This is a genomic window from Aquitalea sp. (assembly GCF_030150775.1).
In the GTDB taxonomy this organism is placed as follows: Bacteria; Pseudomonadota; Gammaproteobacteria; order Burkholderiales; family Chromobacteriaceae; genus Aquitalea; species Aquitalea denitrificans.
In genome coordinates this window covers 34,907-47,384 of sequence record NZ_JASLFG010000011.1, presented here as the reverse complement: position 1 = coordinate 47,384, position 12,478 = coordinate 34,907, and the positions used below count along the sequence as shown (strand labels likewise).

General features: G+C 59.1%; 12 protein-coding genes. 2 read left to right on the top strand and 10 right to left on the bottom strand.

Annotation, left to right across the window (positions count from 1 at the left end; all coding sequences use genetic code 11):
* The first annotated feature begins 17 nt into the window (after positions 1-17).
* Complete coding sequence (locus tag QVF59_RS03940) at positions 18-1,196, top strand: DUF3734 domain-containing protein (RefSeq protein WP_287877506.1); 1,179 nt, start codon at positions 18-20, stop codon at positions 1,194-1,196.
* 65 nt (positions 1,197-1,261) lie between these two features.
* Here the strand turns inward: QVF59_RS03940 and cysM are convergent, their stop codons facing one another.
* From cysM to cmk, 10 genes are all read right to left on the bottom strand, one after another.
* Entirely contained in the window at positions 1,262-2,176 is a 915-nt protein-coding gene (gene cysM, locus QVF59_RS03935; RefSeq protein ID WP_159875396.1) for a cysteine synthase CysM, read from the bottom strand.
* Between the two features lie 129 nt (positions 2,177-2,305).
* Positions 2,306-3,301, bottom strand: coding sequence for an ADP-glyceromanno-heptose 6-epimerase (rfaD, locus tag QVF59_RS03930; protein ID WP_159875395.1), 996 nt, complete (start codon positions 3,299-3,301; stop codon positions 2,306-2,308).
* A 74-nt stretch (positions 3,302-3,375) separates the two neighbouring features.
* Complete coding sequence (rfaE1, locus tag QVF59_RS03925) at positions 3,376-4,338, bottom strand: D-glycero-beta-D-manno-heptose-7-phosphate kinase (RefSeq protein WP_159875394.1); 963 nt, start codon at positions 4,336-4,338, stop codon at positions 3,376-3,378.
* Between the two features lie 5 nt (positions 4,339-4,343).
* Positions 4,344-5,663, bottom strand: coding sequence for a UDP-glucose dehydrogenase family protein (locus tag QVF59_RS03920; protein WP_159875393.1), 1,320 nt, complete (start codon positions 5,661-5,663; stop codon positions 4,344-4,346).
* A complete protein-coding gene (pyrF, locus tag QVF59_RS03915; RefSeq protein WP_287877504.1) occupies positions 5,660-6,406 on the bottom strand; it encodes an orotidine-5'-phosphate decarboxylase in 747 nt (248 codons plus the stop codon). The genes QVF59_RS03920 and pyrF overlap by 4 nt, the downstream gene beginning before the upstream one ends.
* A gap of 18 nt (positions 6,407-6,424) precedes the next feature.
* Positions 6,425-7,585, bottom strand: a complete 1,161-nt coding sequence (gene lapB / locus QVF59_RS03910) for a lipopolysaccharide assembly protein LapB (RefSeq protein ID WP_159875391.1) — start codon at positions 7,583-7,585, stop codon at positions 6,425-6,427.
* Positions 7,586-7,652: 67 nt separating this feature from the next.
* A complete protein-coding gene (locus QVF59_RS03905; protein WP_159875390.1) occupies positions 7,653-7,946 on the bottom strand; it encodes a LapA family protein in 294 nt (97 codons plus the stop codon).
* Positions 7,947-8,087: 141 nt separating this feature from the next.
* Positions 8,088-8,402 (bottom strand): integration host factor subunit beta, encoded by a 315-nt coding sequence (locus tag QVF59_RS03900; RefSeq protein WP_045846200.1) that lies wholly within the window; start codon positions 8,400-8,402, stop codon positions 8,088-8,090.
* A gap of 7 nt (positions 8,403-8,409) precedes the next feature.
* Entirely contained in the window at positions 8,410-10,101 is a 1,692-nt protein-coding gene (gene rpsA / locus QVF59_RS03895; RefSeq protein ID WP_240902601.1) for a 30S ribosomal protein S1, read from the bottom strand.
* A 95-nt stretch (positions 10,102-10,196) separates the two neighbouring features.
* Positions 10,197-10,865 carry a (d)CMP kinase gene (gene cmk / locus QVF59_RS03890; RefSeq protein ID WP_287877498.1) on the bottom strand — a complete coding sequence of 223 codons (669 nt, stop codon included), beginning with the start codon at positions 10,863-10,865 and terminating at the stop codon, positions 10,197-10,199.
* Between the two features lie 277 nt (positions 10,866-11,142).
* Here cmk and aroA point away from each other — a divergent pair, with 277 nt between their 5' ends.
* Positions 11,143-12,429, top strand: coding sequence for a 3-phosphoshikimate 1-carboxyvinyltransferase (gene aroA / locus QVF59_RS03885; RefSeq protein WP_287877496.1), 1,287 nt, complete (start codon positions 11,143-11,145; stop codon positions 12,427-12,429).
* Positions 12,430-12,478 lie beyond the last annotated feature (49 nt).

The window sequence follows — 12,478 nt, the reverse complement described above, 5'->3', positions numbered from 1 at the left end:
TGCAGACGGAGTATTGCATGAGCGTTGGCTACGATCCTCAACACCGCCTTTACCACAGCCCCAGCTTGCCCAAAGGCCATCAATACCATGTTGTCGCCCTGCTGCTGCAAGGCGGCGGCGCACTGGGCTCCTACCAGCCCGGAGTGTATCAGGGCTTAGCCGAGGCCGAGCTGCACCCCAACTGGGTAGCCGGCATTTCCATTGGGGCACTGAACGCCGCCATCATTGCCGGCAATCCGCCGGGCAAACGGGTAGACCAGCTGCGCCGCTTCTGGGAAACCATCTGCCAGCCACCCATTCTGCCCGCCACACCGCTGGCCATGCTGGACCCCGAGCACTGGCCGGCCAGCATGCAACATCTGCTGGCCGGCTGGGAAGCCTGGCGCTCGATGCTGGAGGGACAAAACGGCTTTTATCGACCACGCCTGCCCTGGGCCTTGCAACATACCAGCAGTCCGGCAGACATCAGTTTTTACGACACCAGCCCACTCAAGCAGACGCTGGAACAGCTGGCCGATTTCGACCGGATCAACGACAGCCGGCAGATGCGGGTATCGGTTGGGGCAGTCAATGTCCGTAGCGGCAACTTCGTCTATTTCGACAATACCCGGCAACAGCTGCGACCGGAGCATTTCATGGCCTCCGGTGCCCTGCCTCCCGGCTTTCCGGCAGTGGAAATCGACGGCGAGTTCTACTGGGATGGCGGCGTGGTATCCAATACACCGCTAAGCCAGCTAATCAGCAAGGAAAACCGCCACAACACCCTGGCCTTCCAGGTGGACCTGTGGAGTGCCCGCGGCAACTTGCCCGGCAATATGAAGGAAGTGGCCATGCGGCAAAAGGATATCCAGTATTCCAGCCGCACCCGCATGGTGACCGATGTCCTGCGCCAGGAACTGCAATACCGTGAACTGCTGTCCGAGCTGATGGCACTGGTTCCCGAAAGCGAGCATGGCTCGGCAGCCTTTCTGGCCGCCCGGCATGCCGCCAACTGCCAGCGCCTGAACGTGGTGCATCTGATCTATCAGGACAAGGTTTACGATGACCACTACAAGGACTACCAGTTTGGCCTGCAGACCATGCGCCAGCACTGGCATAGCGGTTATCAAGACATTCGCAACAGTCTGCGCCGCCCCGGCTGGCTGAACATGCCCAGCGCCGAGCAGCCCTTTGTCAGCCACGATATTCACCGCTGAACCACCGTACAGACAGCAAAAAGCCGTTTCCCGATAGAAACGGCTTTTGTATTGAACAGTTCGTCTTACAGGGGAAACAGGCCAGTCGACAGATAGCGATCGCCACGGTCGCAGACGATGGACACAATCACCGCGTTCTCCAGCTGCTGGTTCAGCCGCAGCGCCACCGCCAGTGCGCCACCCGAGGACGGCCCGGCCAGAATGCCTTCTTCGCGTGCCAGTCGGCGTGCCGTGTCTTCCGCTTCTTGCTGGGATACATGAATCAGTTGGTCAATACGGCTGAAATCGCAGATCTTGGGCAGGTACTCATCTTCCCATTTGCGGATGCCGGGAATCTGGCTGCCGGTTTCCGGCTGCACACCGATGATCTGGATGGCCGGGTTCTTTTCCTTGAGAAAGCGGCTATTGCCCATGATGGTGCCGGTAGTGCCCATGCTGGAAACAAAGTGGGTAATTCCGCCCTGGGTATCAGCCCAGATTTCCGGGCCGGTGCTTTCGTAATGCGCCAGCGGATTATCCGGATTGGCAAACTGGTCGAGGATGACGCCCAGCCCGGCTTGCTGCATGCGATGCGCCTCGTCAATGGCGCCCGGCATGGAGGCGGACTTCGGCGTCAGGATGACCTCGGCACCGTAGGCGCGCATGGTCTGCACCCGCTCGGCACTGGAGCCTTCCGGCATCAGCAGAATCATCTTGTAGCCCATCATCGCCGCTGCCATGGCCAGCGCGATACCGGTGTTGCCACTGGTGGGTTCGATCAGGGTATCACCCGGTTTGATATCGCCGCGCGCCTCGGCCCGGCGGATCATCGACAGCGCAGGCCTGTCCTTGACCGATCCGGCTGGGTTATTGCCCTCCAGCTTGAGCAACACGATATTGCTGCTGTCGCCCGGCATGCGCTTGAGCCGTACCAGGGGGGTGTGGCCGACGAAATCTTCCAGATACTTGTACACGGTGAAGTCTCCTTGCGAGAGCGCCATTATACGACCTGGCGCTATCTTCCAGTCGAACCGTTATTTCTAATCAAATAACCAATTCCGGCCTGCCCGCCCAGATCATGAAAAAACCGCCAGCGCGCGGCATGGCGGTTTTGCCGGGATGAACAAGCCTTAGCGGCTGATCAGCCAGTCCACGTAGCGATCCACACCCTGCTCCACCGTCAGCATCGGTGCGCTGTAACCGGCATCGCGCAGCTTGCCGATGTCTGCCTGGGTAAAACTTTGGTACTTGCCCTTCAGTGCTTCCGGGAATTCGATGTATTCGATGATGCCCTGGGCCACCAGTTCGTCCAGGCTCAGCGCCGGCTTGCCTTCGTGCCGACGGCAGGCATTGACGGTGGACACGGCAACGTCATTGAAGGGTTGGGCGCGACCGGAACCCAGGTTGAAGATGCCGCTCTTGCCCGGATTGTCCAGGAAGTACAGATTGACCTTGACCACGTCCTCCACCGAGACAAAGTCCCGGCTTTGCATGCCATTGCCCCAGCCATCATTGCTGCCGAACAGCTTGACCTTGCCGTGTTCGCGGTACTGGTTGAAGTTGTGGAAGGCCACCGAGGCCATGCGGCCCTTGTGCTGCTCTTGCGGGCCGTAGACATTGAAATAGCGGAATCCCACCGCCTGGGCGGACAGGCCCTCTTGCATGCGCTGGCGCAATACCTGGTCGAACAGGAATTTGGAATAGCCGTAGACATTGAGCGGGCCTTCGTACTGGCGCTCTTCCTTGAAGATGGTGCCCTTGCCATAGGTGGCAGCGCTGGAGGCAAACAGGAACTGGATTTCCTCGTGCTGACAGTAATCAAACAGCGCCAGCGTGTACTGATAGTTGTTATCCATCATGTACTTGCCGTCATGGTTCATGGTGTCCGAGCAGGCGCCCTGATGCAGGATGGCACTGATCTCACCCTCGTATTCGCCTTCCAGCAGCAGATTGAGGAAATCATGCTTGTCCAGATAATGGGCAATTTCGCAGTCCACCAGATTGCGGAACTTGTCGCCGGAGGTGAGATTGTCCACTGCAATAATGTCGGTAATGCCGCGCTGGTTCAGCGCCTTGACGATATTGGAACCGATAAAGCCGGCGGCGCCGGTAACCACGATGGTCATGATTCATCCTTTTGTGTTCCACCGGTGCAGGCATGCAGCCTCAGCCCCGGTAGCATATAACGGTCCAGGCCAGATTAGCTGGCAAATAGTTCCTGCTGTGTGCAAACGGCGGTGCCCAGCTTGCCCACCACGATGCCGGCAGCGGCATTGGCCAGGCTCATGGCTGTCGGCAGGGGCAGACCGGCAGCCATGGCCAGGCCCAGGGTGCCGATGACCGTATCGCCGGCACCAGAGACATCGAATACTTCGCGGGCGAAGGTAGGCTGGTGCAGCGCGCCATCGGGGCGGAACAAGGTCATGCCCTCCTCGCTGCGGGTCACCAACAGTGCATCCAGCTGCAACTGGCTGCGCAGAGCCTGCGCCTTGGCAATCAGCTGCTCTTCATTCTGCCAGCTGCCTGCCACTTCCTTGAATTCGCTGCGATTGGGCGTCAGCAGGGTGGCACCGGCATACTTGGCGTAGTCGTCGCCCTTGGGGTCGATCAGCACCGGTTTGCCGGCTGCGCGGGCCAACTCGATCATGCGCGCCACATGGGTAAGGCCGCCCTTGCCGTAATCGGACAGGATCACCACATCGTGGCTAGCCAGCACCGATTGGTATTGTTCCAACTTGTCAGCCAGGATTTCATGGCTGGGCGCATCTTCAAAATCCAGCCGGATCAACTGCTGCTGGCGCGCCACCACCCGCAGCTTGATGGTGGTGGAGATGGCAGCATCCCGTTTGAACAAGGTGGTGATGCCATCGTCCTTCATCAGCCGTTCCAGCGCAGTGGCAGCCTCGTCATCGCCCACCACCGACAAAATGGAAGCCTGGCCGCCCAGGCTGGCAATATTGCGCGCTACATTGGCGGCACCGCCGGCGCGCTCTTCCATGCGGCCAATACGCGCCACCGGCACCGGCGCTTCCGGCGAAATGCGTGAGACATCGCCAAACCAGTAACGGTCCAGCATCACATCCCCCACCACCAATACGCGGGCACCAGCAAGCTCGGCAGCCAGCTTGCTGCGATCCAGTCCAAGTTGTTGCAACAGATTCATGCTCTTCAGCGTCCTATCGCCTGATAGTCGAAGCCCAGCTCACGCAGCCAGGCGGGGTCGTACATATTGCGGCCATCAATAATCACCGGCTGCTTGAGGCTGGCCTTGATGGCGTCGAAGTCCGGCGCGCGGAACATCTTCCATTCGGTGACGATCAGCAGAGCGTCCGCCCCCTGCAGCGCAGCCATCATGTCGTCGGCAAAACGCAGGCCGGGCGTATCGCCCATCACGCGTCTGGCTTCCTCTGCGGCAACCGGGTCATAGGCGGCCACGGTTGCGCCACGGCGGGCCAGTTCGGCAACAATCACACGGCTGGAAGCCTCGCGCATATCATCGGTATTCGGCTTGAATGCCAAACCCCAGATGGCAAAGTGACGGCCACTCAGATCGTCGCCAAAGCGCTTGACCAGCTTGTCCACCAAGCGGCGCTTTTGCGCCTCGTTAGCTTCTTCCACCGCAGTCAGCACCCGCATGGCATGGCCTTGCTCACGACCACTGGCCACCAGCGCCTTAACGTCCTTGGGGAAGCAGGAGCCGCCGTAACCGGCACCAGGGTAGAGGAAGTGATAGCCGATGCGTGGATCGGAACCGATGCCACGGCGTACCAGTTCGATATCTGCGCCCAGGTCTTCCGCCAGATTGGCCAGCTCGTTCATGAAGGAAATACGGGTGGCCAGCATGGCGTTGGCAGCATATTTGGTCAGCTCGGCAGAGCGCACGTCCATGAACAGGATACGGTCGTGATTACGCTGGAACGGCGCATACAAGCGGCGCATCAGCTCGATGGCACGTTCGTCTTCAGCGCCCACCACGATGCGGTCGGGCTTCATGAAGTCCTCGATGGCCGCACCTTCCTTGAGGAATTCGGGATTGGACACCACGCTGAAGGCGATGTCGGCACCGCGCTCGGCAAGAGTGGCCGCAATCTGTGCCTTTACCTTGTCGGCAGTACCCACCGGCACAGTGGACTTGTCCACCACTACCTTGGGCTCCGTCATATACAGACCGATATTGCGGGCAGCTGCCAGCACGTATTGCAAATCGGCGGAACCATCTTCATCCGGCGGTGTACCCACCGCGATGAACTGAATTTCGCCAAACTCGACTGCCGCGCCAATATCAGTAGTGAAAGACAGGCGGCCAGCGGCAACATTGCGCCGCACCATGTCATCCAGACCGGGTTCGTAAATCGGAATGCCGCCTTGCTGCAGGGTAGCGATCTTGGCCGGGTCCACATCCAGACACAGCACATGATTGCCGACTTCAGCCAGGCAAGTTCCCGTTACCAGGCCGACATAACCGGAACCAACAACCGTGATCTTCATGACAGGGAAGCCCGGTAGCTGGCGATATCGCCGTTGATCTTGCAAAGCACATCCAGCGGCGCATCGGCACGGGTGATCGGGCGGCCGATTACCAGATAATCAGCCCCCGCCTGCAGCGCAGCCACCGGCGTCATCACCCGGCGCTGGTCGTCTGCAGCACTGTCGGCCAGGCGGATGCCCGGGGTGATCAGCTTGAAGTCCTGACCCAGTGCCGACTTGAGCATTGGAGCCTCTTGTGCGGAACACACCACACCATCCAGACCACAATCCCGGGTCAGGGTAGCCAGGCGCAGCACATGCTCCTGCGGAGAAGCAGTAATACCGATATCCACCAGATCAGCGGCTTCCATGCTGGTCAGCACGGTAACAGCAATCAGCAGCGGGCGCTGGCTGTATTGCGCCAGGCCTTCGCGCGCGGCTTCCATCATGCGGCGACCGCCGGAAGCGTGCACATTCACCATCCAGACACCGGCATCGGCTGCCACTTTGCAAGCCTGTGCCACGGTATTGGGAATGTCGTGGAATTTCAAATCAAGGAATACCTGAAAACCACGGGCTGCCAGGCTTTCCACCAGGCTGCGACCGCTGGCGGTAAACAGCTCCTTGCCCACCTTGAGCCGGCACTGTTGCGGATCAAGCCGGGCGGCAAATTCGAGAGCCGACGGCGCATCGGCAAAATCCAGTGCCACGACGACAGGAGATGCCGGCTCTTGGTACTGACCGGCGGCAATTAGCGGATTCATGTCTTCTCCTGAATACAATCAATGAGTTTCCGAGCGGTTGGGCGTAAAGCTTTCCCACTCGCCGCAGGCGGGGCAATGCCAGAAGAAAGCCCGCGAGCGGAAATTGCAACACTTGCAGCGGTGCACGGTCAGGCGCGCTGCATGCTTCTGGATCAGCGCACGGGCCACTTCGGCATCCATGCGCCCTTCCGGCGACAATTCGTCCATCTGCGCTTCGATCAGCCGGTACACCCCCATCAGGCTGGGCCGGGCATGCACGGCTTGACGCGCCACATCCAGCGCCCGCTCTTCGCCTTCATAGGCCGACAGCTTCTGGTACAGCAGATCGGTCAGCTCCAGCTGCGGGAAGGTTTTCTGGTAGCCCTGCAGCAAGGCAATGCCTTCCTGCGGCTTGTCCAGCTTTTCGTAGGCATCGAACAGGCGCTCGGCCGCCATCGACAAGTATTCGTAATTCTGTTTCTCAATGTTTTGCCATGCCGCAATGGCGGCTTCGATTTTGCCTTCGGCAAATTCGATATCACCCAGAATCAGGCTGGCGCGCACACATTTGCGATTAACCTGCATCGCCTCGGCCACCAGAGTGCGGGCGGCCGGGTAATTCGACCGGTACAGTTCGCCCTGTGCCAGCTCGCAGTAGAACTGCGCCACTTCATGCTGGAAGGAATGGGCATCACTGCGCAATTCCCTGGCAGTTTCAATGGCCTTTTGCCAGTCTCTATCCTGCTGGTAGATATCCAGCAACTGCCGGCGGGCGGCCAGTGTCATGTTGCCACTCAACAGTTTCAGCAGGATTTCCTCGGCCCGGTCCACCAGACCGGCCTTGCGAAAGTCCTGCGCCAGTTCGTTGCGCACGATATCGCGCTGCTCGGCCGGCAGGTCGGACGATTCAAGCATGCGCTGATGCAGGCGGATGGCACGATCGTTCTCACCGCGCTTGCGATACAGCTTACCCAGCGTCAGTTGCAGTTCGGGTGCGGAACCCTGTTGGCGCGAAACCTCAGCCAGCGCCTGGGCGGCGATGTCGGTCTTGTCGTCCACCAAGGCATCCAGACCACGGAAAAACCCGGTCGGTACCGACTTGGCCTGTTTCAGCACCGTGCGCATGTCTACCCGCGCAGCCAGCCAGCCCAGACCAAAAAAAGCCGGAAGCAGCAGTAGCCACCACAAATCCAGTTCCAAAGAAAACTTCCTTCAAGGAGAGTAAGAATCCGTACCGCAACGCAGGCGGCATCAGGAGAAAGCTGAGTCAGTCGGCCAGTGCATCGCTGGGATCGACGGCAACCTTGCTGCTGGGCGGACGGCTGCGCAATTCTTTCTTGAGCTGGGACAGCTCTTTGCGCATGCGCAGGTAATAGGAGAATGTGGCCAACAAACCAACAGCAGCACCAGCAACAAAGAACACCAGCAGGAAGACAATTAGCGGTGCCGACCAGGATTGGCCGAAGAACAGTTTGAATTCGACCATGTGGCTGTTTTGCACGGTAACGGCAATCAGGAAAACCAGCAGGGCCAATTCGATGATACGCACGATGTAGCGCATGCTTTTTACTCGGAGAGGGTAACCGGAGTGCAAGTTTAAACGATAGTCTGCTGCAACCCAAGCAAGAGCAGGGTCAAACAAAGAAAAAGCGCCGCAAAAGCGGCGCTTTGTTTTGGCTTGCGAGACCAGCGGTCACGCCAATCAGGCTTGGGTCTGTTCCAGCAGGGACAGATCCACCCGTTCGCGCAACTCCTTGCCGGCCTTGAAATGCGGCACATATTTCTCAGGAACCGAGACACTGCTACCTGATTTCGGATTCCGGCCCACGCGGGGCGGACGGTAGTTCAGGTCGAAGCTACCGAAGCCGCGGATTTCAATGCGGCTACCCTGTGCCAGGTTGCTGGCCATCGCATCCAGAATGGTTTTGACGGCCAGCTCAGCATCTTTGTAGACCAACTGAGAATTGCGCTCGGCAAGACGTTCTGCCAGCCGCGCGATCAGCTCAGACTTGGTCATGATGCAATTACTCGTTGGAGCCGGACAGCTTGGCCTTCAACAGGGCACCCAGGTTGGTCGTACCGGCAGAAGCGCTGTCAACCGACAGGTTCTTCATGGCGGTGCTGTCTTCCTGAGCATCCTTGGCCTTGATGGACAGGCTGATATTGCGGGACTTGCGATCCACGGCAATGATCACGGCTTCCACTTCTTCGCCATCCTTCAGCAGGGTACGGGCATCTTCCACGCGGTCGCGGGACAGCTCGGAAGCACGCAGGTAACCTTCAACGTCCATGTCCAGGGACACAACAGCGCCCTTGGCATCAACAGCCTTCACGGTACCCTTGACCAGAGCGCCCTTGTCGTTCATGGCAACGTAGTTGTTGAACGGATCACCTTCCAGTTGCTTGATGCCCAGGGAGATGCGTTCTTTTTCCACGTCGATGGACAGAACAACGGCTTCAACCTCGTCACCCTTCTTGAACTTGCGCACGGCATCTTCGCCGGTTTCGTTCCAGGACAGGTCGGACAGGTGAACCAGACCGTCGATACCGCCCGGCAGACCAACGAACACACCGAAGTCGGTGATGGACTTGATCGCGCCCTTCAGCTTGTCGCCCTTGTGGAAGTTGTCAGCAAACTCGTTCCACGGGTTGGCCAGGCACTGCTTCATGCCCAGGGAGATACGACGACGGTCTTCGTCGATTTCCAGGATCATGACTTCAACTTCGTCACCAACCTGAACTACCTTGGACGGGTGTACGTTCTTGTTGGTCCAGTCCATTTCGGACACGTGCACCAGGCCTTCGATACCTTGTTCGATTTCAACGAAGGCACCGTAGTCGGTCAGGTTGGTTACCTTGCCGAACAGACGGGTGCTGGCCGGGTAGCGACGGGACAGACCAACCCACGGATCTTCGCCCAGTTGCTTCAGACCCAGGGATACACGGTTCTTCTCTTGGTCGAACTTCAGGACCTTGGCTTCTACTTCGTCGCCAACAGCCAGAACTTCGGACGGATGCTTCACACGACGCCATGCCAGGTCGGTGATGTGCAGCAGGCCGTCAATGCCGCCCAGGTCAACAAACGCACCGTAGTCGGTGATGTTCTTGACGATACCCTTGATAACGGCGCCCTCTTTCAGGGTTTCCAGCAGAGCCTTGCGCTCTTCGCCCAGGGTTTCTTCCAGAACGGAACGACGCGAAACAACCACGTTGTTACGCTTGCGATCCAGTTTGATAACCTTGAATTCGATGTTCTTGTTTTCGTACGGAGTGGTGTCTTTAACCGGACGTACGTCAACCAGGGAACCCGGCAGGAAGGCACGGATGCCGTTGACCATAACGGTCAGGCCACCCTTGACCTTGCCGCTGATCAGGCCGGACAGGATCTTGCCGGTTTCCAGCGCTTCTTCCAGCTCAACCCATGCAGCCAGACGCTTGGCTTTTTCACGGGACAGCTTGGTTTCGCCAAAACCGTTTTCCAGCGCGTCGATGGCAACAGTCACGAAGTCGCCGATGGCAACTTCAACAACGCCTTCGTCGTTCTTGAATTCTTCGGCCGGAATCAGGGATTCGGACTTCAGGCCGGCATTTACAGTTACGAAGTTGGAATCAACTGCAACGACTTCAGCAGTGATCACCTCGCCCACGCGCATGTCGTGAAGGGTCAGGCTTTCTTCGAACAGCTGGGCAAAGTTTTCCATGGAGAGGGTAGTCATCAAGCTTACTCTCGGTGCACACCTTGCGGTGTGCGGGGTTAGGGTTGAACACAGGGTGCCTCTTGCAGTGCAGCAAGAATTACCCCTTTAAAAAATCATACGCCGGAGGCCTGGTACTGCCCGAAGCAGCGGAGGACCGTTTCGACCGCCTGGTCGATGGTCAGCTCCGTGGTATCGAGCAGAAAGGCGTCCGGCTCTTGGCGCAGCGGCGCTACTGGCCGGGCCGCGTCACGCGTATCCCGATCAATAATGTCCTGCTTAATCTGCGGGAGGTTAGCAGATTCTCCCTTGCCGATCAACTGCTTATAGCGGCGAGATGCACGCTCTTCGGCACTGGCGGTCAGAAAAATCTTCACGGCCGCTTGCGGAAACACCACCGAACCCATGTCCCGGCCATCGGTCACCAGGCCCGGAGCCACGCCAAAATCACGCTGGCGCTGCAACAACGCAGCCCGTACCGCCGGTAGAGCGGCCACTTTCGATGCCCCGTTACCGATTTCTTCGGCACGGATATCCATGCTGACGTCGTTGCCATCCAGCAACACCGCCCCCTGTTCAAACGCGGCGGGCAAACGGATGGCAAGTTCAGCCAGCGCAGGCTCGTTTTCCCAAGCCACCCCCAGCCTGCGTGCATGCAGGGCCAGCAGGCGGTAGAGCGAACCGGAATCAAGATAATGAAAGCCCAGACGCTGGGCAACAATGGCGGCGACAGTTCCCTTGCCGGAGGCAGAAGGACCATCGATGGTAATGACAGGAACAGACATGGGCTTGATTTGCATCCAGTTGCAGGCAGTGATGCGCAGCACATCACCAAAATGTCGATTTTAGCGCAGCCCCCTGCCATCAGGAACGGCTCTGGCCGGATTTTCTGCACTGAGGCGGTGACAAATGCTGCCAATCGGCAAGATTGTAGTTTGCACGTTACCCCGACGCCCTTTACAGTGACAGACCACAACGCACAACACCTGTCCGCAGGCACTGTGCGTGATGACAAGACCCGGACAACCTGAACAAGACACTACAGAGACTCGACGCCACGCCATGGAACAGCTCCGCCTCACTCCGACTCCGCACCTTGCCGGCACCATCAAACTGCCCGGCTCCAAAAGCATTTCCAATCGCACCTTGCTGCTGGCGGCACTGTCCAGCGGCAGCACGCTGGTACGCGACCTGCTGGATTCGGACGACATCCGCCATATGCAGGCAGCGCTTGGACTGCTGGGCGTGCAGGTAGAGCAGATCGGCAACAGCCGTGATTTCCGGGTGCAGGGTGTGGGTGGCGAGTTTCCGGTCAAGAGCGCCGACCTGTTCCTGGGTAATGCCGGCACCGCCTTCCGTCCGCTGACCGCCGCACTGGCGCTGATGCAGGGTAATTATCATTTGTCCGGCGTGGCACGCATGCACGAACGCCCGATCGGCGACCTGGTGGATGCACTGCGCATTGCCGGTGCCGACATCAGCTACCAGGGCAACCCCGGCTATCCACCACTGGCGATCAGCCCGGCCAGCCTGCGCGCTGGCGAAGTGATTCCGGTCAAGGGCAATGTTTCCAGCCAGTTCCTGACTGCCCTGCTGATGGCGCTGCCGCTGACCGGAGAAACCGCCACCATCGAAGTGGTCGGCGAGCTGATCTCCAAGCCCTATATCGAAATCACCCTCAACCTGATGTCCCGCTTTGGCGTACGGGTAGAACGCCAGGGCTGGCAGCGCTTCGTCATTCCGGGCGGCCAACACTATATTTCTCCGGGCGAGGTGCATGTAGAGGGCGATGCCTCCAGCGCATCATACTTCTTGGCCGCAGGTGCACTGGCCGGTGGCCCGGTACGGGTAGAAGGCGTGGGTAACAACAGTATTCAGGGTGATGTGAAGTTTGCCGACACCCTGCGCCAGATGGGCGTTTCCATCACCATGGGCGACAACTGGATTGAAGCGGCTGCCAACGGCAAGCTCAAGGCCATTGATGTCGACCTCAACCACATTCCCGATGCCGCCATGACCATTGCCGTGGCTGCGCTGGCCGCTGATGGCACCACCACGCTGCGCAATATCGAAAGCTGGCGCGTGAAGGAAACCGACCGCCTGTCCGCCATGGCCACCGAGCTGCGCAAGCTGGGTGCCACCGTGGAAGAAGGCCAGGACTACATCCGCATCACCCCGCCCGCCCACCTGATAGCTGATGCACAGATCGATACCTACGACGACCACCGCATGGCCATGTGCTTCTCGCTGGTTTCCTTACTGGGCGCTCCGGTCATCATCAACGACCCCAAATGCGTGGCCAAGACCTTCCCGGACTACTTCGAGGTCCTGGCCACCCTGCACGGCTGACAACACCCACACCAGCACCACGCCCGTTCTGCGGGCTTTTTTATTGCCA